This is a genomic window from Pseudomonas syringae pv. tomato str. DC3000 (assembly GCF_000007805.1).
Classification (GTDB): Bacteria; Pseudomonadota; Gammaproteobacteria; order Pseudomonadales; family Pseudomonadaceae; genus Aquipseudomonas; species Aquipseudomonas avellanae.
On sequence record NC_004578.1, the window covers coordinates 1,164,219 to 1,188,998 of the forward strand.

Genomic DNA, 24,780 nt, shown 5'->3' on the forward strand with positions numbered 1-24,780 from the left:
GCCGGTGTTCACGGGGAGTTGCAGGACATGAACAGTCTTTTGTCACCGGGCATGCGCCTGATGGGGCATTTTGGTTTTGCTCGCAAGTTTCAGGTCTTGTTCCTGCTGTTCATGTTGCCGTTGGCGGGCAGTGTGTGGGTAATCACCAAGGACTATCGCAACAAGCTCGATGTCATCTCGGGAGAGCAGTCAGGCGTGCGCCAATTGCTGGCGCTCGACGAACTCAACGTTGAATTGTCCGCTCAGCGCGATCACGCGGCCCGCTGGAAAGCCTCCGATATCCTGCGCGAGCCAACCCCTGCTGCCAAAGAGGCAATGGCCAATGTCGATGCTGGCATCCCGCGCATCACCAAAGCGCTCGAGGGCGTCAATGCAGCGTTGATCCGTGAAAGCGCACCTGCCGACACAATGAATCGTTTCAAGACGCTGCAGGCGGCAGTCACCGGTCTGGACACCGCATCGCTGCGTACCGTTGGCTGGTGGCCGGATGGCTACGAGCGCTTCACGACGGTGTTGAATCTGGTCCAGGCACTGCGCGAACAGATCGCCATGGACAGCGGGCTGATTCTCGACCCCTGGCTTGAAACCTACATGCTCATGCAGCTTTCCACCCAGCAAGTGCCAGACCTGATCGAGCGTATCGGTCGCTTGTCCAGTGTCGGGCAGACGTCAGTGGCGTCGGGCCAGTTCAGCCTGCAGAGCCGTCTGCAAATGCGCGATCTGCGTGGCCGTATCGACGACTCCAAAGAGCAAATGAACAAGGCGGCAAGCCTGCTGCTCTCCAAGCTTCCCGAACAGTTGCAACCGTGGGCGGACAAATACGCTGCCGCAAAACAAGTGCTGGAAACCGAGCTGAAGGTGATTGATGACGGCGTTTTCGGCGGGAGCATCAAGCTCAAGCCCGAAGAGTTTGAAAAGAGTATCGATACCTTGACCGGCAGTACGTCGGACCTGCGCAAGCAGTCGCTTGACGCGCTTAACGGGCGCCTCGATTACTACCATGAAACCTCCAACATGGAGTTCATCCCGCTGGCGGTGATCTTCGGCATTCTGGTGGCCATGGCGATCTATCTGTTCGCGTGCCTGCAATCGTCCATTCGCAACAGCGCCAGTGGCATTACCACCCTTGCCGAGTCGCTGCGTGACGGCAACCTGTGTGTCGAAGTGGCGGTGCAGGGGCGCGACGAGCTTGCCGCCATCAGCAGGGCGCTGAACGTTGCAGTTGTGCAACTGCGCACCAGCCTGCTGGGCGTCAATCAGGAGACGGTGCGGGTCGGCGATGCCGTGTTGACCCTCAATGCTCAATCAAGCGGGACGCTGACCGAGGTCGAAGACCAGCAGCACCAGATCAGTCAGATTGCAGCGGCGGCGACCGAGTTGGCGGCGACATCTCAGGGCGTGGCCAGAAGCTGTGAGCAGGCATCGGAGAGCGCGCGGCATACCCGTCGAATCGCCGAGCAAAGCAGCCATGACAGCCTGCGCACCACTGACAGTATCCAGCAGCTCAACCAGCGCCTGACCGAAACGGCCGCGGCTCTCGGTAGGGTGAGTGAGCAGGGGCAACAGATTCAATCGGTGGTGGACGCCATTCGCGGCATCGCCGAACAAACCAACCTGCTGGCGCTCAATGCGGCCATCGAAGCGGCGCGGGCAGGTGAGCAAGGCCGTGGGTTCGCGGTGGTTGCTGACGAAGTACGCAGCCTGTCACAACGAACACAGGCCTCCACCGCACAGATTGCCGGCACCGTAGACAGCCTGCGTTCCACCGTGACCCAGGCGGTCACCCTGATGGAAGCCGCCTGCGGCCAGGCCGTCAACGACGCGCAATCGGTGACCGGGCTGGGTATCCGTCTCGGCGAAATCGCCACAGCGGTGCAGGGCGTGACCGATACGCTGGCGCAGATCTCCACCGCCGTCGAAGAGCAGGCCTCGACCGCCGATGAAGTCAGCAGCAATATCCAGCAGGTCGATCAGGCTGCCGGGCGCTTGCTGGAAGGCGCGCGGGCGGTCAATCAGGCAGCGGACACATTGAGTCAGGGCAGCCGGGCGCTGAATGACAATACGGCGCGGTTCAGGTTGGGCTGATGGAGCTAATGGCCGAGCGGGACTCAAAAAATGGCGTTATTGAGTCCCGCAGGTTGTTCAGTTCTGCGCTCTTGACGTGAGGAAGTTGGATCGATGGATGCGTTTTCAATCATTTGATGACTGACGGAAGTCGAGACAAAGCGTAAAATGCTCGGCTTTTGCAGGTGAAAGGTTTCTTGAGAACACAGCTTACCGAAAAACACAGAGCGGGCGATGCCAGCCCGCTGCGAGGCTGTGGGCCATCGGAGGCTGACGATCTCCCCTCAGGTCGCCCGCACGTTGCCATTTTGATGTGCACCTACAACGGGGCGGCTTACCTTCGTGAGCAGCTTGAATCGTTTGCCGCCCAGACCTTTTCCGACTGGGTTCTCTATGTTTCCGACGATGCGTCTACTGATGACACGCTACGGATCTTGTCTGACTATCAGGTTCTTTGGGGTAACCAGCGACTGGTCATTTTCAATGGCCCCTGCAAAGGTTTCGCGGAAAACTTCATTTCTCTGGTTCAGCGTCCTGAAATAGAAGCCGATTATTTTGCTTTCAGCGATCAGGATGACGTGTGGTTCAGCGACAAGCTGGAGCGCAGCGTCAATCGCCTGGAGCACCTGGACAGCAGCAAGCCTGCGCTCTATTGCTCCAGAACCCGACTGGTCGATGCAGACTTGAAGGTGATTGGGGTATCGCCACTGTTCAGCAAACCGCCGTCCTTCAAGAACGCGTTGGTTCAAAGCCTGGCGGGCGCCAATACCATGTTGATCAATCAGACGGCTCGTGGATTATTGGTCCGGTTGCCTGAGCACTCTCCGCTGATCGCCCATGACTGGTTGACTTATCTGTTGGTGACCGGGTGTGGTGGTGAGGTGTGCTATGACGCCCAGCCCTGTCTCGATTACCGTCAGCACAGCGGCAACCTGATTGGTGCAAACGCTAGCACCCGCGACAGACTGGTGCGGTTTCGCAAAATGCTTTCGGGGCGATTCATCGAGTGGAATGATGCGAACGTGGCGATTCTGAAGGGCATGGAGCGTGTGCTTACTGTGGAAAATCGGGCTGTGTTGACGGATTTTGATAACGGCCGTCGGCAAACAGGTATTAAGAGACTGTCTACTCTCCGAAAGGCCGGTATTTACAGGCAAACACTGCAAGGCAATTTAAGCCTTATGTTGGCCGTTTGTCTGGGGCGGGTCTGAGCACGGGGCAACGAACCTGAGCTCAAACTTCCTGGGATCCTGGCCGTACACTGTACGGCCTTTTTCTGAGCACGAGTTTGTCTTTACCGATCAGGGGCTTTATATATCTGATAGGCAGGGTTTGGAGAGGTTGGGACTGCCTCGAAATGGGAACGAATGTATTCGTCAACCCATTGATGCGAGTTTGAGAACCTTAGCTCTTCTCGTCCGTCCATCGCCATGTTGAAGACCAACGCAAAACCTGGGTCAGCTTTCTTTATCCGCTCTATTTCTGCTCGCTGAAAGTCTTCTGTACGAGGCGACAGTGCGTAGATCTCCCAGAGTGGCGCGTGCCTGTCCAATAATGGATAGGCTCCGGGCCAGAAAGGCAGTACAAGTACCGTTCTGCCCGCTGGAGCGTAGCGGTCTGTCAGGTCCCTCAGCAGATTTACCGCTTCGGCAGTGCTGGGGTCCATAGAAAGCGTGGAGCCGGATACATTGACCGGCACCCAACCGTCTTGAGTCCGAGCCAGTATTCCTGGTTGCCAGGCTGAAAGAATGAACAGGCTGATGAGGCTGGTAAGTGTTGCCAATGCCCATTTTGAGAACCGGGATTTGCAGGTGGCCAAGAGCACGAAAATACCCAACAGCATGGGGTATATTCCTTGAGCGAGATGACCTACATCTGCTCGGGCAAAAGCGTAGTGAGCGTAAGGAAGTGTTGCGCATGCGACCGCCACAAGTTCGGGACGTACTGCGTTACCCCGGAATCGCTCTTTGAACACCCACCCAAGTGAGCCTGCGCCGAAAGCTATAAGCCCCATAAAACAGATGCCTATCAGAAACCACCTTGTTTCGATGATAAAGCCGGCAGTACCAAAACCAACCGTCCACGGCCAAGGTATGGGGAGCGGTAGATTCGTATTGCCCTGTTCAAGCATGAAAATAATCGTGTCGATGAATGCAGAAAAATACCCGGGTATGAGTAGACACATCCCCAATACAGGAAGATACCCAACCACCACCCCTGCTGCCCAGACCGCGATACCCTTCAAACGATAGTTTACCTCCGGCGCTTTAATCGTCAGCCAGCCCATGGCGAGTAAACTGGCCACCGCGCCGTAAACACCATGATTTCGGCCAAACACTGCCGCAAGGCCGACGACGATGCCGAGAAGAAAGTATCGTTTAATAGAGGGATTCAGCAAAAGGTAAGTCAGGCCAGCAACGATGATCATCGAAGTGGACATGTCGATGATCTTGTGGCGCGGATACATCCAGGCCATAAGTGTGACCGCTGTGAGGCACAGATAAGCGAATCTTGCGGTGTGCTGCCTCAGTGCGACGGAGATTGTCCACAGGCCTGCATAAAGGCCTACTAGTTGAAACGCAGCCACTGCCGCGCGCAGGGCGATGATTCCCGTATCCCCCACAAGATAAAAGAAACCGGCGGACCAATAGTATCGGCCAGGGTCGTAGGCCATGAAATCTCGAACTGGAATTTCACCTTTGATTATCTGTTGGGCGCCGTACCACAGATAGCCTTCATCCCACAGGTTAAATCCATCGTGGCCTTGCCACAAAAAATTACCGGTTACGAAGATAGCCGCTATCGCCAAGAGTATGAGGTTGTTTACCATTCGCTCATTTGTAGCATGATTCATGGTTGGTTCCGCGTGACACAACGATGGAGCCTACTGTTGCTTCTCAACGAGTTTGAGAGTAGGTGCATCAATGATCCAATAGAGGGGGCGCACAGTGGTGGTGCAGGTGTGATGATCAATCCCGCACCAAGTCGACCGTCAGGTCACAGTGTTGTAGGTTTCGCCGAGAAAGCAAATTTCGAAAGAATAAACGTGACCGGTAGCGTCAGGAATATCGCAGCCAGCGGAGCCAATCGTTCGTCTAACTGCAGCTTCTCGACCCAGCACCAGAGTATGACAAGGCTCAGACCATACTGGATTGCGTAGATCAACGGCAAAAGCACAACCGAGCGCAAGCCCTGATGGCTCTTGAATACAAAGAACCGATTCAGAACATAGGCCAATAGAATTCCGGTCGCATAAGATATCGTGTAGCTTATTTTATAAGACAGAAACATCAATAAGACCAGGTAGATGCCGTAAGTCAAGGCGGTATTGAAACCGCCTGACATCAGGAATCTGGCGAAGTCCTGCTTCAAGAATTTTGAGACAGCCTGATTCATCATTAAGCCGTTATTCAGCGTTCGCGATCAGGGACTTAAACTCTTCGTAATTACGAATGTAGTCCCCGGCATCATAGTAGTGCGAAGCGAACACCAGCAGCACGGCATCCTGAGAGTAGCGATACTGAATACCCCAAGTCATTGGAGGCAAATGTATGCCCTGATTCGGTTTGTCGAGAATAAACTCTTCACGATTAACGCCGTCGTCTGCTACAACGTGAACCGAGCCCTTTACCGCTACCAGAAACTGGTGACAGATGCGGTGAGCATGCTCGCCTCGGGTTTCGGCAGTCGGAACGTCATAAACAAGGAAGTAACGTTCGGTCTTGAAGGGCACTGAGCGCTCGAATTCGCCCGCCGACAAACTGCCGCGAATGTCAGCCACTTCATTCATGGTGTGCAGCGTAACGTTCTTGACGGAGGTAGCGGTTACGCCAGGCGCTTTCTGTTCTGCTCGCGTTTCACTGTTGGCGTTGACAGGCTTGGCGTCCACATAACCAATGATCTTGGCCGGGTTGCCGACAACTATCGCGTTAGGCGGCACTGAGCGTGTCACCACAGCCCCTGCACCCACCATTGCGTTGATCCCGATTGTAATACCCGGCAGGATCGTGCAGTTGGCGCCCAGAGATGCGCCTTTTCGGATGATGGTGCGAGCAAAGGTTTGCGGATAGACCTTGCTGCGCGGGAACAGGTCATTGGTAAAGGTGGCGTTGGGGCCGATGAATACATCGTCCTCAATGGTAATGCCATCCCAGACCTGTACGCCGCACTTCAGTGTCACTCGATCGCCAATGATAACGTCGTTCTCGATGAATACGTTGTCGCAGACGTTGCATTCGCTACCCAGACGGGCGCCAGGCAAGATATGAGCGAACGCCCATACTCGCGAATCCTTACCGATATTCTCTGACTCGCACAGGGCGTGGCTGTGAACGAAAAAATCCTTACCGCTGCTCATCAGTTTCTCCAAATCCCTCGATCCGCATAGGGATGGCCAAGGGTCTATTCTTTGTGTTTTCGTAAGTGCGCCACGCATAGGAACCGACGATACCCAATCCCAGCAAGTTCAGGCAGCCGAGAAAGGTGATGGCCAGCATGATCATCGCGTAGCCAGGCACTTCAATTCTGCCTTCCAGTTTGGCAATCAGTGTAAACACACCAAACAGCGCAGCAAGCGCCGAGCCGAACGCGCCGACTCTGGTCAATATCCGTATGGGCATGTCCGTAAAGGAGAACACGCTGTCCATCAGGTAATTGATTTTTTTACGCAGGGTCCACGCAGATGTACCGTGAACGCGCTCCTGCCGGGTGTAGGTGACTACTTCGCGGCGGTATCCCATCCAGAATATCTGTGCGATGAGAGAGCTGTGACGCTCTTCAAGGGTCAGCAGAGTATCCCGAAAAGCTTTGTTGCAGGCGAACATGTCTACGCCGCCTGGCGGTATTTCAGGGATGACATAACGGCGGTAAAAGCCCCAGAAAATCTTTGAAGCAGTCCGCGTCGCCCACGGGTCCTGGCGGCCTTCACGCACACCTACCACAACATCGATATCGCCGCGCATCAGGACCGTGTTCATTTCCAGAACCAGTTCTGGTGGTTCCTGAAGGTCCGCTGCCATTACCGCGAAACGCTCGCCCGTTCCATGTTGCAGACCCGTGCGAATAGCCATGAAGGAGCCGAAGTTTCTGGACAGCAGAATCAGCTTGGACTTGAACGATTGCGACGGCAGTTGTTCCCTGAGTATTTCGTAACAGCGATCGGGACTGCCGTCCACAACGAACACGACCTCAAGCTCGTGTCCGAGTTGCTTGTCCAGCGCCGTTACGGCAACGAGCAAATCTGGAAGATTGCTCTCATTGCGATAAACGGGAATGACCAACGTCAGCAAAATCATATCTCCTTGGAAAAATGCGCGGTCACGGCCTCGATGACACGATCAACTTCGTCGTCGCTCAAGCCAGGGAAGCAGGGCAGGGAGATGACGGTATCGCATGTACGCTCGGTAACGTCCAGAGCCACGGACGGCGCGGCTGCATAGGCTGGCTGTTTGTGGTCGGCAATCGGGTAATGGATATCAGTGCTGACTGACTTCTCTTTGAGCGCAGCAGCCAGAGCTGCCCGATCTTTAACGCGAATCACATACAGGTGTGCAACGTAGTCGTCCGACACCGAGGAAGGCAGTTGGATATCCAGCCCGGCAAACACTTCATTGTAGCGTTTGGCGATCGAGCGACGCTGCTCGTTCCAGGTGTCCAGATGCGGCAACTTGATGCGCAGGATTGCGGCTTGCATCTCGTCGAGCCGGCTGTTACGACCGCCCGGGATGGCAATGCGGTACTTCTGGTCCCAGCCGTACTGGCGAAGCTGCCGAATGCGTGCTGCCAGAGCGTCATCACCGGTAACCACTGCGCCGCCGTCACCGAGAGCACCCAGGTTTTTAGTCGGGTAGAAGCTAAAGCAAGCGATGGTGCCAAAGCTGCCTGCTTGCTTGCCGTTGCGTCGAGCACCGTGGGATTGCGCGCAATCTTCAAGAACCGGAATGCCAGCGGCGGAAGCGATCTTAACGATCTCTTCGATGTTAGCCAGTTGGCCGTACAGGTGCGTAACAATGATGGCTGCCGGCTTTTCCTTGGCAATCACTGCTTCCAGAGAGTTTTTGCACAGGGTCAACGTTGCTGGGTCGACATCCGCATACACAGGAGTCGCGCCCACCGCGTGAATAGCAGTGCTGCCGTAGAAACCTGCGTTTGCCACGGCGACCACACGATCACCCACCACAATGCCCAGACCTTTAAGGGCAAGTTCCAGTGCGTCGGAACCGTTCGCCACGCTGATGCAATGTTGTACGCCTACATAGGCAGCAAACTCTTCTTCAAACAGCTTTACTTCGTTACCTAAAACGTACCAGTGGCTGTTCAGCACGGCCTTCAGCGGCGTTGCGAAATCAAGTCCAGCGTTAGCTTTGATGGCCGAGAAAAGCGGAATATTTTCCATTGGGATTTCCATGATCAGTGAGACAAACGGCTGATGAATTCGCAGACATCAGGCATTGTAAAAATTTTGAAGGTCGAGGTGACAGTATAAAGTTTCAGGGCGCATTTGTCGGGAGGCGAGACGGCGGGAATAATGCCTTCATAGCCGCTGCGAAGGACAGTCTTGTCAGACAGCGCGCTGGCGACGTCTGGCCGCTTGATCTCTATCCTGATTGCACCGACGACCTTTCCCGCCTCTACAGCGATGACGTATTCCGGCGATCCGTCAGTTGCTGGTGGCACGCTCCAACCTCTCAGCAGCCAACCGTCAGACGTTTTTCTAACTTCGTCGATGGTGCCCGCCGCGGCAGATTGTCCGAACGGAGTCTTGATGAAAAACTCGCCGTTGGTAATGGACAAGCGTTCCGTCAACTGCGCTGCACTCAGGGCACCAGTACTTGAGCTGCTACCTGCACCGCTTGCCAGAACTGCGTCTGTGACTGTTTTGCCGATGGCGGATTTCTGAATATTTTTCGAACTTAGCGTGTTTTCATTCCAGGCAACCATGTTCGTCCACGCCATCCATGCCACCACTACGACCAGCCATTTCAGGTGAAAACGGCTTGACCTGACATCTCTTGCAGACGACGCAGAGTTTTTGGCGCGAGCGTGGCTCATTGTGGCAAATGCTATTAGCAAGGTCAGAAACGGAATCGTGACGAACAGATACCGACCCTGCGGTTGAGGCAAAGAATTCTGCGATGCAATCAGGCTGAGCAGGATAATCGAAGGGAACAGGCCCAATATCATGACCAGTGGCAGCAAATAATTCAGTAGAAATATCCGCCTGTTATCACGTGAATATACGCGCGCCGTCTGGATCATGGCTGCTGTCACGAGCAAAATGAATAATAGCGCCGCGCCCATATAATAGGTCGACGGTAGAAATATGCTCATCCAGCCGGTAGTTGAGAAATAGCTCGTCAGCGTCAGGCTGAGCCACGGAAGGACATTTTCCATATTGAAAAGATGCCCGGAGCACCCGATGTAACAGGTTCCGAAACCCGCAGCAGGGTTATTCTTGTGCAAGGCAACGAAGTCAATCTGACCGGATATCCCTGATATCTCACCATACTTCATGAAGGTGACAAGCAGCATGGGCACGGAAACGATAGCCGCAACGATTACCATCGTCGGGAGGTGGCGTCTCAGGCTTTTGCCACCCCAAAGGTGATGTGCGACAAGCATGACCACGACGAAGACCAAAGCGGGCAGCAAGTACAGTTTTGCCAGCAACATCAGGCCGATTGCACCGCCCAGGCACAGCGCGGCCAGCTTGCTGGGTGCTTTCAAAAAGCCTAGAAGCGCACTGATCAGCAGCGCCACACTCATCAGCCCGAATGCGTCACTGTTGAAATATGAAAAGACAAAAGAGACTTGTGGAATAAGGGCTATTACAAGCGCAGCAAGGGCTGCAGCTTTTTTTGGCATCCCCGCGCGATGTGCAATACGAAACAAGGCGCAAATAAACACTGCGCCCAGTATCCAGTTAAAACATCTTGCAGCCAGGTAGCCCAGTTCGCCAGGTAACATCCAGCCTAAGCCGTAAGACGTAGCCAGTGCGCCTATGACATGGGGGAAGGGCAGGCCGTGGTACCAGAACTCGCCACGATGCCAGGTATATCCCGAGATGGTTCCAGTGAACGCTTGAGCCGGCTCTGTGGCGCCCGGCAGCGAGTGGAACGTTTTCAGGTATTCCAGGAAAAAGAAATGCGTTGACTCATCAGGGGCTCCGTTAAATGCAATCCCTGCTGACCAGACGGCCAGCAGAAGAAAGTAGGTAGCGGCCAACACCCGTTGGTAACGGGTGATGGACCAGCCTGACAGGTGGTCCGTGTGGTTGGATTCAAACACAAGCAGCCCTCGAGACAACAAATGCTCGCGCTATGCCAAGCGCACGCTTATGAAGTGCGAGGATCAATTTTTAATCCTCGGAGGCCAGGCCAGACTGAAGTCTTCGTGATCCAGCGTCAGGTTAGGACTGTAGGCGTAGTCCACCAGAATGTTCGGCCAGCGATTTTTGATGTAGCGGATCTCTTGCCCGAATCGCTCCTGCTTTTGAGGCGTGTCTTCGAGGCCGCGCGTCGCTGATTCGTGGTGGTACAGTTCGGAGAACGGCGTCCACACGTTCAGATAGCCTGCCTCCTGAACTCTCAGGCAGAAATCCACGTCGTTGAAAGCAATCTTCAGGTCCGCCTCGTTCAGGCCTCCGACTTCGTCAAAAATCGACTTTTTGATGATCAGGCATGCAGCGGTTACTGCCGAAAACTCCTGAATCAACTCGGCTCTGCAGAAATAGCCGTGAGCGCCTTTTGGAAGGTACTTGTGCGCGTGGCCTGCAACACCACCGATCCCTACCACTACGCCGCCATGTTGCAGCCTGTTATCGGGATACCAGAGTCTTGCGCCTACCGCCCCGACTCTGGGCTGCAATGCAATCGAGACCATCTCACCAAGCCATTCCGGCGTGATAACTTCAATGTCGTTATTGATGAGGCCGATCAGCTCGCCATTAGCGATACGTACCGCGCCATTGTTGAGCGCAGAGTAGTTAAACGGACCATCGTCGCGCAGCACGCGAATATTTTCTTCCTGATCTATCTTCGCGAAATACTCCAGTGATTCAGGATCATCCGAACCGTTGTCTATCAGAATAATTTCATAGTTCTTGTAGGTGGTCAGGTTCTGGATGCTGTCAATGCACTGTTTTACTAATGCGTGAGCATTCCGGGTCGGGATGACAAGCGTAACCAGTGGCAGTGTTGCCGGCAGGTTGTAGTGCACACGATACTGACCTGTAGGTAACAGCTCTGTCGTACCAACGTTGCCTTTACGCTGCAGGTGTTCATCAAGTGCTTTGACTCCCGCCAACGCAGCATAAGGTTTCTCATCACCTGCCATGGCGGTGCTGCCAGCGTGTATGCGCCAGTGGTAAAGCACACGTGGAATGTGGACGATCTGATCACTTCTGAGCTTTTCTACGCATCGCAAAGCCAGGTCGTAATCCTGAGCACCCTCGAATCCTACCCGGAATTGCCCAACCTCATTGACCAGGTCACGGCGATAGGCGCCAAGGTGACAGACCATATTTTGTGAGCGAAACAGAAACTCGTTCCAGTCTGACTTGAAATAAGGTGAACTACGGTTCCCGTCGGTATCGATCTTGTCCTCATCGGAGTAGATCAAGCCCACATCCGGGTTTTCACGGATTGTACGAGCAACCCAGTAAAGCGCGTGAGCGGGTAGGAGATCGTCGTTGTCCATCAGGGCAACGAACACGCCTTTGGCTACCGCCAGCGCAGAGTTGCTGGCCTGGGATATATGACCATTGCTGCCGCGGAAGACAACTTTGATGCGCTTGTCCTGCGCCTTGAGAGATTTCAGGTACTCGATGACGGCAGGATTTGTCGATGCATCGTCAGCGAGACACAGTTCCCAGTTGGTGTAGAGCTGCGCACGTACGCTGTCCACGGCTTCACGCAAAAGATCCAGTGGCGGATTATAGACCGGCATGATGATGGAAATGAGCGGGTATTCAATCCAGCGATTCATGTGCTCATTGATACGACTGATCTCTGCTTCGCCCAGAGTGTCGTAGTACTGTACCCAGCGAGAGTAATCGTGGCGATCCGGAACTTCGCGAAGCTCGCTTCCAACGAAAGCATGTTGTGCTTCGCCTCTTACCCAGCGGGCCTGTGCAATAACGCCAGCCAGTCCCCTGAGCCGCCAGACCTGATAAGCTTTTTTGGCAGTGCTGGAAAGACCACCCCCGCGTCGAATGATCAATGGCAGCGAAGAGGCGACACGCTTGGCTCGGAAAAATGATCGGGTTATTTTTCTCAGTGGTGCCGTTACTTTCCAGCTGTGCGATGACTCCATTGCAATAATGTGCAGGTTCAGATTGTGAACATGCGTATCTTTGTCGACCAATGCCAAGCGGTGACTTTCCTGTGCTGCCAGGATGGCAATCTCAAGCTCTGCCAGTTTGGCACGATGCTTTTCTTGCGCATCTAGTGTGGCGGCATCAATATCTGCTAATACCCGAAGGTGATCGGCCTGTACCCGAAGGTTTTCAGCCTTGAGACTCTCCGTAGCAGTTCGGTGACTTTCTTGAATGGCCAGATTTGCGGCTTCACGCTCTTGCAGAGCAAGTCGATGGCTTTCTTGAGCCGCCAGGTTTGCTGCTTCACGTTCTTCCAGGGCGAGTCGATAGCTTTCCTGAGAAGCGAGGTGTACCGCCTCAAACTGTTCTAGAACAGATCGGTGGTTTTCCTGAGAGGCCAAGTGTTCGGCTTCCAGCTTTTCAAGGGCCTGTCGGTGTTTGTCCTGCACGGCCAGATTTTCAGCTTCAAGCTCTTCCAACGCCAGGCGATGACTTTCCTCTACGGCGAGATTAGCCACTTCAACAGCCTCTAAAGCTGAGCGATCTTTAAGATTCAAATCCGATATAGACTCAAGCGCTAGCTTGAGCTCCTCTTCCTGTTGAAGGAGTCGTTCAGCGACTTGGCCTTCCGTGAATAAAGTAAACGTGACCTGTATTTTGAACGACTTCCTCGCTAATAGCGAATTGAGATCAACCGGAAGTACGATGTGGGGATCATCATTCAGCGCCATGAACATAGTGCTGTCATTGACATCATTAACAAACGCAGTGGTGCCAGCGGCTTTTAAAGGTGCCTCTGCGCTGTCGCGCCAGGACCACACCCTCACATTCGCTTCAAAAATGGTGATGGCGTCAATCGAAAATGACTGACGAATGTTCGTGGGGTCAAATCGCAACGCTGCACATTGGTACGTCGCAGGGACCGTGAACACAAGCGTCTGGCGCCCGTCGTGCACAAACTGACTTATCGTCCGCTCTTCTTTGAAATTCCCTTCTGAATCGCCGATGTAAAGTGTTGCCAGTTTAGGCGTCTTGTCTTTCAGGGACCCCATTTTCTGAAGGGTTGCTTCCGGTGACCAGTTCAGAAAGCTTGCAGCGTCACGACCGGTTACCCTTTCTTGAAACATGGCTTCCAGCACTGCATAGCGATTCAGCTCTTCCTCAGTGACCTCAAGGCCTGTACTGCCGATCAACTGGATAATGAAGTCGCGTCGGCTGATCATGGTGGTGCTTGGGTAAAAAGGAATAGTGGAGGCGATCAGCAGCAAGAGACCGCGCATCAGCAGGTGCCCAAGCTCGACGCCTTCCTTCATCTCCCATTCGATATCTATGAGGTGCGGTTTACCTTCGGTGTCGATGATGATGTTCTGTGCAACCGCGTCGATGTAATGACCTGGCAGGCAGACATCGACATTATCAAGCGTGCAAGCATGTCCTTCGGTAGCCAAAAGGTAGCTGAGGCTATCCAGATAGGTCGTCAAGAATGGGGTAAAGGTCTCAACCGTCCAGTTTTGCGTGGTTGAGGCATCGAGGAACTGCAAGCTGAGCAGGTCGCCTTTTGCGTAGCCGTGAGCAGCAGGAAGTATGAACCTGAATGGATCTCCCGGATTTTCCTCTGATTCTGTGCCAGCAAGGCGCTGATACTGAACTTCTATCCCTTCTGGCGTCTCTACGAAAACCGACGCCTTGCAGTACTCGGAATTGCGACCTGTGCTGTAGTGATAGGCCAGAACGTCGGCAGGAACTGCCTCATACTGCTGGCACGAAGCAACAACCAGAAAAGAGTTGGCAAGGTCCATGCCCAGGTGATTTTCGATGACAACCGGCCAGGCTTTTTCAAGGTTAAATGTAGTATTTGACGGCAGCTGTGGATCTTTTCGAGTGTTCTGGCACGCCAATGCGGCCGCGTCGAAATTATTGGATCTGAAACCGTTCTCAGTGATTAGCGAGTTGGGAATCTTGTAGTCAGGATAGGGCGACAGAAAGCTTGATGATGCAAAACCTGCACGAGCTATCAATACTTCCAGCCCTTTACGGCCGAATGTTTTTGGCTGGCGGTCTGCATACCGACCTTCGATACCATACATCGCGACGCCGACGTGATCTTCTGGAGCGCCTGCAAAATACTTGAGGCCAAGCTGGTTTTCGATGGCAATGAACAGGTGGCCGTCAGGTTTGAGCAGCTTTCGAACACGCATCAGCATTCCAAATGCCGGATCTTCGTCATTGCTGAACATGCTGGCGTATTCGAGTACGCCGATGAGCGTAACGACATCGAATTGCTGATCAACTTTCAGGTCGTCGAATCGCTCGGCCAGCACCGTGACGTTGTCCAGGTCACGGGTTCTGCTCGCTGCGATAGCGGCGCGGCGAGGGCTACCTTCCAGCGACAATACGTTAGCTCCGGCCTCGCCCAGGTATCGGCTGATCGCGCCGCACCCAGCACCGATTTCGAGGACTGATTTGCCTTCCAGAAGATGCTCGAACGGGCGGAAGATGTTTCCGCGGGTTGAACTCAGGTGATAGAGTTTGGGCCAGTCCGTACAGTGGTGCGTTAGCTCGCTTGACAGCACAGAGACGTCGTTGGCTTCACGGACAATCTTTGCCAGTTCGTTTTCAGAGTTGTCGCCATCGCTGTAGGCAATGCCCTGATAGTCGGAGCGCACCCAAACCCCTGTGCCCGTATCAAGGTTGTAGCCGTATCTATCAAGTTCAAACATCGACAATTACCGGTTCAATTTCCATGGAGGCGCCCAGGTCTATCAAACCCAGAAGCTTCGGAGTAGGTTCTACGACAAAGTGTATTGAGTCATAACGTCTGTCGTGGGGCACGATTTCTTCACTTTGCCGGGAGGCAATGCCGATGGAAATGAAGTAATCACCGGTTGCCAGTGCATTTCTGAATTTCACACGTGCTTTTGCCTGATTGCCAGCGTTGCCTATCAGGCCTGTGCCTTCGCAATCCTGCATGTACGAGTTAGTACCGTAAACGGTGACGCCCTCTTTGGTCTTGATCGTAAAACCGATGATCGGGTTGACCACCGTGCTGTTGAACTGCAACGCCAGGTCAAGAACGATTTCCTCTCCAGACTCGACACTGTTGGGAAACTCACGTCCCGAAGCACTCATATGGAAGTCCAGTAGCGTTGCGGCCCCGTCTCCCCAGCGGTATTCATGGGGGTTATAGCCAGGCCTGCTGGCGTATACGTCTTCGTCGAAGCGCAGCGCAATCTTGTCGGTTTCGACAGGAGCTGCCTCTACGCGTTCGGCTTCGGCAAGGTCCAGGCTCTTATCGGTGATAGGGCTCTTGTCGCGTCCGAACAGCAGGTCGGTGTAACGGTTGATGACCGGGCGCGATTCGCCAATCATTTCGATTCTGCTCTTTTCCAGCAGAATGGCGCGATTGCAGTGGGTGACGACCTGCTCGCTGGAATGGGTGACCAGCAGGATACTGGTACCGTTTTCTTTCAGCTGTCGCAGGCGCTCGAAACACTTGGCCTGGAATCGCGCGTCGCCTACTGACAGCGCTTCATCCACAACGAGAATTTCAGGATCAACTTGCGCCTGAACGGCAAACGCCAGGCGCACGGCCATACCGCTCGAGTAAGACTTGACGGGTTGATCAAGGAACTCGCCGATGTCGGCAAAACCTGCGATCGCGTCAAAGCGTTCGTCCACTTCGTCACGCGTCAGGCCCAGTACTGCTGCGTTCAGGTAAACGTTTTCACGCCCGGTGAACTCGGGGTTGAAGCCTGAGCCCAGCTCGAGCAATGCCGCTACCCGGCCGCGGGTCTGAATCTCACCGATAGTGGGGCTCAACGTGCCGCAAATGATTTGCAGCAACGTAGATTTACCGGAGCCGTTGCGACCGACGATACCGACTGTTTCGCCCTTGCCGACATCAAAGCTGATGTCGCGCAGCGCCCAGAATTCTTTGCCATAGGTAGTGGTCGGCTGACCCGACCAGCGCTGGAGTTTTGGCACCAGTGCCTGTTTCAGGCGGTCGTGGGGCTTGTCGTAGGTGTAAAAACACTTCGAGACGTTTTGTACGCTGATAACCGGTTGATCAGATGACATCAGCGAATCCTTTACGTGTCTTTTGGAAGAACCAGAACCCCATGGCCGCAATCACCGCGCCAATGGCAATGGCGATACCCAGACTGTCCCAGTGGGGGAGGTTGCCGAACAGCAGTACGCTGCGGCTCTCTTCGATAATGTAGGTCAGCGGATTCATCTGCAGCCACGGGCGGTACACTTCTGGAAGTGCGGCCACGGGGTAAAGAACCGGCGAGAGGAACAGCAGAACGGTTGTCAGCACGGTGATCACGTGGCCGACATCGCGCAAGTACACACCCAGCGATGCGAGAAACCAGCTGATACCGAGTGTGCCTAAAATGAGCGGCACCAGAATCAGCGGGAACAGCAGCGCAGTCCAGAACAGTGTGTGTGTGATCAGCAATTGTGCAATTACCAGCACGACCAGGCTGATGCAGCTGTGGAACAGCGCCGAGCCCAAGGTGATGACCGGGAGGATCTCCAGCGGAAAAACCACTTTCTTGACGTAGTTGCTGTTGCTCATCACCAGCGATGGCGCCCTGTTGGCGCACTCTGCAAACAGGCCATGCACGATCATTCCGACGAACAGCAGAATCGCGAACCCGCCTTTGCCGGTGTCCACGCCGACCCAGCGTGCGCTGAAAATCTCGGAAAAGACGAAGGTATAAACCGCCAGCATCAGGACCGGGTTGAAGAATGACCAGGCCAGGCCCATCACCGAGCCACGATAACGGCCGATGACTTCCCGTTTGGTCATTTGCGAGATCAATGACCGGTTGGTCCAAAGGCTGGCAACCAGGCGAATAGGCCCCGCCGAGGGGGTTCTGTGAGGGTTCATTAAGCGAACACCTCTGCGTCTTCGAATGCGACGGCCTTTTGGTCTTTGGCGGACAGGGACGGCGTTTCGCTGAACGGCCATTCAATGCCTACGGTGGCGTCATTCCAGGCAAGGCTGCGCTCGTGTTCCGGCGCCCAGTAGTCTGTCGTCTTGTAGAGAAACTCTGCGCTTTCGGACAAAACGATGAACCCGTGAGCAAAGCCTTCCGGTATCCAGAGCTGTTTCTTGTTTTCGGCGGTGAGATGCAGACCCACCCACTTGCCGAAGGTCGGTGAGCTTTTACGCAAGTCGACTGCGACGTCGAACACCTCGCCCACAGTCACCCGGACAAGCTTGCCCTGTGGTTGTTGAATTTGGTAATGCAAGCCGCGCAGCACCCCTTTCACCGAGCGAGAGTGGTTGTCCTGAACAAATTTCACCGACCGGCCAACGACCTCCTCGAACGCCTTCTGGTTGAAGCTTTCAAAGAAAAAGCCACGATCGTCTCCGAAGGTTTTGGGCTCGAATACGATGACGTCTGGAATGGCGAGGCGTGTTGCATTCATATGTAACGTATCTCCGAAATGCTCACCAGGACCCACTCATGGGGGCCTGGCTGGGGTAGGCGTCTTTTGGAGGACGCTTGCGCCATGGAATTTGATAGCGCCGGTGAAAGGCGTTTTACGGTACCGCAGCTCATTGGCGTCGGTCGCGCCATAGACCAGCCACCTGGGCGGAAAGTCTCTGCGCTGGATAAGAAGGTGGGTCTGTTGTTACTGCGGGGCGCGGGGCATGCATCGTGTATTTATAGTTTTTCCGACGTAGGTTCCGACGATGAGTAACACGAGGTTTTCATTGCTGGACAAATTTACAAAATAAAGGCGCATCCGGTATTTGAGCTCGTTGCCACGGGGCGCCTCAGGTGCTGTCGTCCTTGGCTGGGCGGTATAAGTGACCCCGCTTTTGGACGCTGGTTCCGCGCATGCCGGTTGCCTGCTTCCTTGAGCTTCTGATCCCGAAAACAAAGGTCTGCACATTAACATATGCCGATGCAGTAGAACATTCGGTCACAGGTGAAATTGAGCGAACGCAGCGTGTTGCCCGATATCCGGCGATACATGAGCAGGCTGACTCCCCAGCTTGACAGCGCGGAGATGAAAGTCTCTGTTTTCAGGGGCTTGTGGCTTTTTGTTAGCGGCAGGCGAGAAGGTGACTTTTAATGGGCTGCATATACAGCTAGCGATTATTTCGCTGCTCAGGTGTGTTCAGCATGGCTGCTAGGCAAGCGATGATGAAGAAAATCTTGTCCCGGGGCCTTCTTCTGCAACGCCCTGCCATGAACGCGAGCCGAAGAAACATCCATCGCGTACCGGTTATCTTTCCTGCAAATAGCGTTTCGCTGCCGCCTGTCAAACGGCCAATCAGCAGCACTTGCCCGGCCCACCAGCCATCGGCAATCTTTTTCAGGCGAGTAATGAGTGAGGCGAGTCCGGTATTTGCACCGACCTGGTTATTGGCGTGTTGGCGATAATCCATGCCGGGGGCTGGGTCGATAAACCAGCGGAAGCCGTGGCTGCGCGCAAACGCATAGCAATACCAGTCGTGCAGGCTGACGTTTTGAGCCACGTCCCACTGTGCTATGAGCGATGACTTGAATGCATCGGCGAGCGGGCGGTTCATTACGTAGGTGCAGCCTGGGCCTGCAGCTTCAAACAGGTGGTCCCACTGGACCTGCGGTTGGGCCTTGTCCAGCAAGATTCGTTGCCCATCGGGCCAGAAGGCGACGACATTGCTTGAGTAGGCATCATGGTTGCCCGACATCAGCGTCGATAAGGCGCGTTCAAGCTTGTCCTGATACCAGATATCGTCCTGATCGGAGAACGCTACGTAATCAAACGAAGAGAAGTCGACATCTTGAATCAAGCGAAAGAAGTTGCGTGACGCTCCGCCAAATTGGCCGGCGGGCGGTAGCAGGGTGATGTTCACGTGGTGCTGCGCATAGTCAGCACACCACGCTTCAGTGCCGTCCGAGGAGGTATCGACACTGATGAATACACTGACGCAGACGTTTGCCTGCTTCAGGATGGAGTCAAGTTGCGCCTCTATCCATGCCATACCGTTGTAGGCTGCCAGTAGCACGGCCACCTTTGGGAAAACAGAAGACATACTGTTTGCAGCCTTGCGGTATGGGATAGAGGTTTACAGTCTTAGAACGAGCCCAGATCGAGCAGCTTCTGCAGATACTGCCCGTAGCCGGTTTTCTTCAGTTTCTGAGCTTGTTCACCCAGTTGCGAGGCAGTGATCCAGCCGTTGGTGTAGGCGATCTCTTCCAGGCAAGCTACTTTCCAGCCCTGACGCTGCTCAATGGTGTGCACAAAATGGCTCGCTTCCAGCAGCGACTCATGAGTACCTGTGTCGAGCCATGCAAAGCCGCGACCGAGAATTTCTACGGTCAGACTCTTCTGCTCGAGGTACGCACGGTTCACGTCGGTGATTTCCAGTTCGCCACGCTCAGAGGGTTTGATGCTCTTCGCGATTTCGACCACCTGATTGTCGTAGAAGTACAGCCCGGTTACCGCGTAGCTCGATTTCGGTGCGGCAGGCTTTTCTTCGATGCTCAAGGCACGGCCGGTTTCGTCGAACTCGACAACACCAAAGCGCTCCGGATCGGAGACGTGGTAGCCAAAAACCGTGGCGCCTTCAGTCTGCTGACTGGCGGAGCGCAGGTTGTCGGAGAAGTGCTGACCGTAAAAGATGTTGTCGCCCAGAATCAGGCAGCAAGGGTCTTCGCCGATGAACTCTTCGCCAATGATGAACGCTTGTGCCAGGCCATCGGGCGTAGGTTGTTCGGCATAAGTGAGTTCAATGCCGTACTGACTGCCGTCGCCCAGCAGCTTGCGAAAGCTTGGCAAGTCTTCTGGCGTAGAGATGATCAGGACTTCACGCATGCCCGCCAGCATCAGCACCGACAGAGGGTAGAAAATCATCGGCTTGTCGTAGATAGGCAGCATCTGCTTGGATACGCCAAGGGTAAGCGGGTGCAGGCGAGTGCCCGATCCGCCGGCCAGGATGATGCCTTTACGATTAATGGTGGTCATTTATTCAGAGCTTCCATGAGCATTCGGGCTACACCACTTTGCCAGTCAGGCAGGTGCAGAGAAAAATTGTGGCGCAGCTTTTCTGTGTTCAGACGCGAATTCAGAGGGCGTTGCGCGGGTGTCGGGTATTCAATCGTGCCGATTGGATTGATCGTTTCCACCGCCAAGGGTTCCCCGTGGGCGCGGGCGAAATCAATGACGTATTGCGCATAAGCATGCCATGACACTTCGCCGGCAGGTGCGAGGTGGTAGATACCGCACAGCTCTGGCCTTGCAAGCGTCTGCTGCAGCGCCGCTGTCGCTATATCGGCCAGCAGCTCTGCACCTGTAGGCGCGCCAATCTGATCGGCGATCACATTCAGCGCAGGACGATCTTTTGCAAGGCGCAGCATGGTCTTGGCAAAGTTGTTACCGCGTGCCGCATACACCCAGCTGGTGCGGAAAATCAGATGTTTGCAGCCTGACGCCACAATGAGCTGTTCACCCTCAAGCTTGGTTGCACCGTAGTAGTTGACCGGCGACACCGCATCGCTTTCTTTCCATGCGCTGGTTCCGGTGCCGTCGAACACGTAGTCGGTCGAGTAATGAACGAGCAGGGCATCGAGCTGACGCGCTTCTTCTGCCAGAACCTGGCTGGCCAGAGCGTTGACCGTGTGTGCAAGCTCTTGCTCGGTCTCTGCTTTGTCGACGGCGGTATAGGCCGCGGCGTTGACGATAACCTGAGGTTTAACGCAGCGAATCGTATTGCGCAACCCGTCCAGACTGGACAGGTCGCCAGAAAGGTCGCCGTAGACCGTCGAGGCGGTATGACGATCGAGCGCTACGACTTCGCCCAATACCGCGAGCGAGCGTTGCAGCTCCCAGCCGACCTGGCCGTTTTTTCCCAGCAGAAGAATTTTCATTATTTATCGGCGCGTGCTGTGTAGTTCTTGTCAATCCACTGCTGGTAGCTTCCGCTCTTCACGTGAGCAACCCATTCAGGATTATCGAGGTACCACTGCACTGTCTTGCGAATGCCGGACTCGAAACTTTCCTCAGGCACCCAGCCCAGCTCGCGCTGGATTTTGCTGGCATCGATCGCGTAGCGCAGGTCGTGGCCTGGGCGGTCCTGAACGTATGTGATCAGGTTGGCATGCGGGCGATGGGCCGAATCAGGGCGCAGTTGGTCGAGCAGGGCGCAAACAGTGTTGACCACTTCGAGGTTCTGCTTCTCGTTGTGACCGCCGATGTTGTAAGTCTCGCCGATCTCGCCTTCGGTCACGACTTTGTACAGTGCACGGGCGTGGTCTTCGACATAAAGCCAGTCACGAACCTGATCGCCTTTACCGTAGATAGGCAGTGGTTTGCCTTCCAGCGCATTGAGGATGATCAGCGGGATCAGTTTCTCCGGGAAATGGCACGGGCCGTAGTTGTTGGAGCAATTGGTTACCAGGGTAGGCAGGCCGTATGTGCGGCTCCACGCGCGTACCAGATGGTCGGAGCTGGCCTTGCTGGCCGAGTAGGGCGAGCTTGGCTGGTAAGGGGTTGTTTCGGTAAAGAGGTCTTCCGGGCCTTCCAGATCGCCATACACTTCATCGGTCGAAATGTGATGGAAGCGAAAGTTGGCTTTGCGCACTTCGTCCAGCGTGTTCCAGTAGCTACGTGCAGCTTCAAGCAGCACATAGGTGCCGATGATGTTGGTCTGGATGAATTCCGACGGGCCGGTGATGGAGCGATCCACGTGGGATTCGGCTGCCAGGTGCATAACGGCGTCCGGCTGATGCTCTTTGAAAACCCGATCCAGGTCTTCACGGTTGCAGATGTCGACGTGCTCGAAAGCATAACGCTCGCTTTGATCTGCTGACTGAAGTGATTCAAGGTTGCCTGCATAGGTCAGCTTGTCGACGTTGACGACCGAGTCAGTTGTATTGGCAATGATGTGCCGAATGACTGCCGAACCGATGAAACCAGCACCGCCTGTTACTAAGATCTTCAAAGGAGTATCTACCTTGGGTTGTGACAAGGCTCTGCCCGGTCCGTGGAAACAATCGCTGATCAGTCGCCGTCTTTGAGACATCTGCTTGGGTTAAACATGAATGTTTAAATGACGTGGATGAGCGGCGCTTAAAAACGACATTTTACATAGAAAAATAGACAGCCCCATCAAATAATTCGAGGGTGCCTGCAATCGTGCGGCAAGTGTGAAGCTGCCAATCCATAAAAACGCGAAAGCCCCGGATAATGGGGCTTTCGTGATAGAGAGATCTGCGCTCGCCGCGATCCCGCTGGATGCTGCCTGTGGTTTACACGTTAAACCGTAGATCTGGTCTGTAGGGCCCGAAATCCATGGGTTTCACGTGCGGATCAAAAAAATATAGTCACCTCCATATACACTTTGGTGCTTGCTACCGCTTAGCAGCCCCAGCCGTCCCACCTCCCCAAAGCGGCTTTGACCGAGGCTGTAAGTCACGGATTTTTGAGCGCGAAAATAATAAAGCCGGAATCCGTGACCTTGGAACGCCCGCTGATGACACTGCATGCAAATTGATAGAGGGCAGAGGTAGCCATGCAGATCATTCGCCGGAAAGCCGTTTGCAAAAAACTCGGGGGCATCAACCCTTCAACACTTTGGCGTCTTGAGCGTAACGACCCATCCTTCCCGGCTTCGGTGCAACTGAGCGGCGGGATAGTAGGCTGGTTCGAGCACGATCTTGATCATTGGCTCGAGTCAAAAACAGTCAAGCGACACTCGACAATCGAATCCGCTGCTCAGCAGAACCCCTGAATGCAGAAGCCCGCTTTGGCGAGCGGGCTTCTGGTGACTACAGCAGGGGTGTGTCGCGTTCCTCAGCTTGGCGGTTGAGGCACAACATTACGATGTAGCTATCGACTAGTTAGCATCCTAGCTCCCATCCCTGCTGTTCGCAAGTAGGTGTGCTTTGACGCACAGAGGCAATGTGCCCGATGGGAAATTCAAGAAAGCTAAGTCCGATGTTTCATGGTCTTGACGGTGGGAGCAGGTCATATGCACTCAATCGGATTAGACAGATTGTTCAGTACAACCCTGGGTGCTTTGGGGGGGAGGGATGACCTTTCACAAAGCTGTGAGGCTCTCCCCATCTGATTCAAGTCACGCGGACGAGGACCTGCCCGCAACCAGCACGCATACCGGTGGCTCTAAACGTGTGATTTCCTATCAACGTTTTGTAGCAGCGGCACGGCGCCGAACCATGGCATGCGCATTGGCTTGGGGCAGCGCGGCTTGACTTAGCTGCCCAGTGCCGTGCTCAAGGGTGCGAAACAGTACTTGAGGTGAAAGGGGAAATGAGGCTGAGAAGGCTTGCCTCTGATCGGCAGCAGAGGGAGTGCAAGGGGTAGAACGAAAAAGCCCGGCGCTCGGCCGGGCTCCTATCCCTTATCTTAAGGGGGGAACGGTGTCCTGTCTTTCATGGGGCTCGTTCAGTTACTTACAGGTCCCACCTTTGTTGTGAGAGCCAATATCGTTGCTGTTACTGATAAACATACCCGTTTGACCATCCCTTATCTTAAGGGGGGAACGATGTCCTGTCTTTCATGGGGCTTTTTCATCTTGGATAGCTCTTTGGATAGCTCGTTTTCTAAAATCGCCTTACACGGCGAGTCATAGCGAGCTCTTAAAGGCGCAATATTTTGTGGAGTCATTTTCCCTTTGGGAATGTCTTTGACTATCTGCGTCATCAGTACCGAGACCTGACCCTCAGCCTCGGAGTCGCCACCTGCGAGCTTGAAGAATGTAAGGTAGGCCTCTGAAGATATCTCCCTGCTGATGTCAGGCTGATCCCCAGCTACCATGAGAACTCCGTAGTATGCGGAGCATAGCGTGTTTTGATCTACCGCTGCATTTGACGAATTAGCGAACAAGGCGCTGCATGGCAGGACCAGTAATAAGAACCTGAGACGCATGAATTTAGATCCATCTAGTTGATGAAATTCAATTATTTACAAAGCATCGGCGCAGTGCCGGCTTTGCCTTATTGTAGGCTCCACCCTTACGACGCCACCCGGCCGGTCACGCAAACTTCGTCAGCGACCTGACCACAATCCCAATGATCCTGCAGTCTTCGGTGCACTGCACCGTGGGGTAGGCCGAGTTCAGGGGCTTCAGGTATCTGACGCCGCCATATTCTACCAGCTTCTTGAAAGTCGCCTCGTTGCTGCCGGCCAGCTTCGCGATCACCAGCTTGCCTGGGAGTACTTCTGCCCGGGTGTCTACGAGTATCTGTGAGCCCTCTGGAATCGAAGGGGCAGTAGGTGCCGTCATCGAGTCCCCTTTAACCACCAGCCAAAACGCCGGGCCCTTGGCCTTGTAGTCAGACACGTCGTACTCATCAGCAGCACCTGGCGGATAAGGCTCAACCGCTTCCGACCAATCGCCGGCCGCGACCCAGCTCACTACAGGGTAGCGGTACATA

Annotated in this window: 18 protein-coding genes and 1 pseudogene; 3 read left to right on the top strand and 16 right to left on the bottom strand. The window is 54.5% G+C overall.

All coding sequences use genetic code 11. The annotated features are described in order from the left end of the window. Positions 1 to 27: 27 nt before the first annotated feature. The gene (locus tag PSPTO_RS05615; protein WP_011103405.1) at positions 28 to 2,085 is read left to right on the top strand and encodes a methyl-accepting chemotaxis protein; all 2,058 of its coding nucleotides are present in this window, start codon (positions 28 to 30) and stop codon (positions 2,083 to 2,085) included. Between the two features lie 176 nt (positions 2,086 to 2,261). Continuing rightward, complete coding sequence (locus PSPTO_RS05620; protein ID WP_011103406.1) at positions 2,262 to 3,275, top strand: glycosyltransferase family 2 protein; 1,014 nt, start codon at positions 2,262 to 2,264, stop codon at positions 3,273 to 3,275. A gap of 83 nt (positions 3,276 to 3,358) precedes the next feature. Here PSPTO_RS05620 and PSPTO_RS05625 read toward each other — a convergent pair whose 3' ends face one another. The 14 genes from PSPTO_RS05625 to rfbB form a co-directional block, all read right to left on the bottom strand. Next, the gene (locus tag PSPTO_RS05625) at positions 3,359 to 4,918 is read right to left on the bottom strand and encodes a hypothetical protein (protein WP_011103407.1); all 1,560 of its coding nucleotides are present in this window, start codon (positions 4,916 to 4,918) and stop codon (positions 3,359 to 3,361) included. Positions 4,919 to 5,061: 143 nt separating this feature from the next. Then, positions 5,062 to 5,463 carry a GtrA family protein gene (locus PSPTO_RS05630; protein WP_005771389.1) on the bottom strand — a complete coding sequence of 134 codons (402 nt, stop codon included), beginning with the start codon at positions 5,461 to 5,463 and terminating at the stop codon, positions 5,062 to 5,064. 7 nt (positions 5,464 to 5,470) lie between these two features. Then, positions 5,471 to 6,421, bottom strand: coding sequence for a WxcM-like domain-containing protein (locus PSPTO_RS30540; RefSeq protein ID WP_005771390.1), 951 nt, complete (start codon positions 6,419 to 6,421; stop codon positions 5,471 to 5,473). Further along, entirely contained in the window at positions 6,408 to 7,358 is a 951-nt protein-coding gene (locus PSPTO_RS05640; RefSeq protein WP_005771391.1) for a glycosyltransferase family 2 protein, read from the bottom strand. The genes PSPTO_RS30540 and PSPTO_RS05640 overlap by 14 nt, the downstream gene beginning before the upstream one ends. Continuing rightward, entirely contained in the window at positions 7,355 to 8,458 is a 1,104-nt protein-coding gene (locus PSPTO_RS05645) for a DegT/DnrJ/EryC1/StrS family aminotransferase (RefSeq protein WP_005771392.1), read from the bottom strand. The genes PSPTO_RS05640 and PSPTO_RS05645 overlap by 4 nt, the downstream gene beginning before the upstream one ends. A gap of 14 nt (positions 8,459 to 8,472) precedes the next feature. Continuing rightward, a complete protein-coding gene (locus tag PSPTO_RS05650) occupies positions 8,473 to 10,350 on the bottom strand; it encodes a glycosyltransferase family 39 protein (RefSeq protein WP_057443114.1) in 1,878 nt (625 codons plus the stop codon). Between the two features lie 63 nt (positions 10,351 to 10,413). Then, positions 10,414 to 15,099, bottom strand: coding sequence for a glycosyltransferase (locus PSPTO_RS05655; RefSeq protein WP_011103411.1), 4,686 nt, complete (start codon positions 15,097 to 15,099; stop codon positions 10,414 to 10,416). Continuing rightward, positions 15,092 to 16,456: an ABC transporter ATP-binding protein gene (locus PSPTO_RS05660; RefSeq protein ID WP_011103412.1), complete on the bottom strand. Its 1,365-nt coding sequence runs from the start codon at positions 16,454 to 16,456 to the stop codon at positions 15,092 to 15,094. The genes PSPTO_RS05655 and PSPTO_RS05660 overlap by 8 nt, the downstream gene beginning before the upstream one ends. Then, positions 16,446 to 17,273: an ABC transporter permease gene (locus PSPTO_RS05665; protein WP_007244130.1), complete on the bottom strand. Its 828-nt coding sequence runs from the start codon at positions 17,271 to 17,273 to the stop codon at positions 16,446 to 16,448. The genes PSPTO_RS05660 and PSPTO_RS05665 overlap by 11 nt, the downstream gene beginning before the upstream one ends. After that, entirely contained in the window at positions 17,273 to 17,818 is a 546-nt protein-coding gene (gene rfbC, locus PSPTO_RS05670; protein ID WP_005771397.1) for a dTDP-4-dehydrorhamnose 3,5-epimerase, read from the bottom strand. The genes PSPTO_RS05665 and rfbC overlap by 1 nt, the downstream gene beginning before the upstream one ends. A 670-nt stretch (positions 17,819 to 18,488) precedes the next feature. Then, entirely contained in the window at positions 18,489 to 19,418 is a 930-nt protein-coding gene (locus tag PSPTO_RS05675; protein ID WP_007244127.1) for a glycosyltransferase family 2 protein, read from the bottom strand. A gap of 41 nt (positions 19,419 to 19,459) precedes the next feature. Continuing rightward, the gene (gene rfbA, locus PSPTO_RS05680; protein ID WP_011103413.1) at positions 19,460 to 20,350 is read right to left on the bottom strand and encodes a glucose-1-phosphate thymidylyltransferase RfbA; all 891 of its coding nucleotides are present in this window, start codon (positions 20,348 to 20,350) and stop codon (positions 19,460 to 19,462) included. After that, on the bottom strand, positions 20,347 to 21,252 hold the full coding sequence (rfbD, locus tag PSPTO_RS05685) for a dTDP-4-dehydrorhamnose reductase (RefSeq protein ID WP_005771401.1): 906 nt from the start codon (positions 21,250 to 21,252) through the stop codon (positions 20,347 to 20,349). Before rfbD ends, rfbA begins: the two co-directional genes overlap by 4 nt. Beyond that, entirely contained in the window at positions 21,252 to 22,325 is a 1,074-nt protein-coding gene (gene rfbB / locus PSPTO_RS05690) for a dTDP-glucose 4,6-dehydratase (RefSeq protein WP_005771402.1), read from the bottom strand. The genes rfbD and rfbB overlap by 1 nt, the downstream gene beginning before the upstream one ends. A gap of 570 nt (positions 22,326 to 22,895) precedes the next feature. Between rfbB and PSPTO_RS05695 the strand changes: the two genes are divergently transcribed. After that, positions 22,896 to 23,114, top strand: a complete 219-nt coding sequence (locus PSPTO_RS05695; protein ID WP_011103414.1) for a helix-turn-helix transcriptional regulator — start codon at positions 22,896 to 22,898, stop codon at positions 23,112 to 23,114. A 755-nt stretch (positions 23,115 to 23,869) separates the two neighbouring features. Here PSPTO_RS05695 and PSPTO_RS05700 read toward each other — a convergent pair. Together PSPTO_RS05700 and PSPTO_RS05705 are read right to left on the bottom strand one after the other, a co-directional pair. Then, a complete protein-coding gene (locus PSPTO_RS05700; protein ID WP_057443115.1) occupies positions 23,870 to 24,160 on the bottom strand; it encodes a hypothetical protein in 291 nt (96 codons plus the stop codon). Positions 24,161 to 24,377: 217 nt separating this feature from the next. Next, positions 24,378 to 24,779: pseudogene (locus PSPTO_RS05705) on the bottom strand (LexA family protein); the annotation flags it as partial. Position 24,780 lies beyond the last annotated feature (1 nt).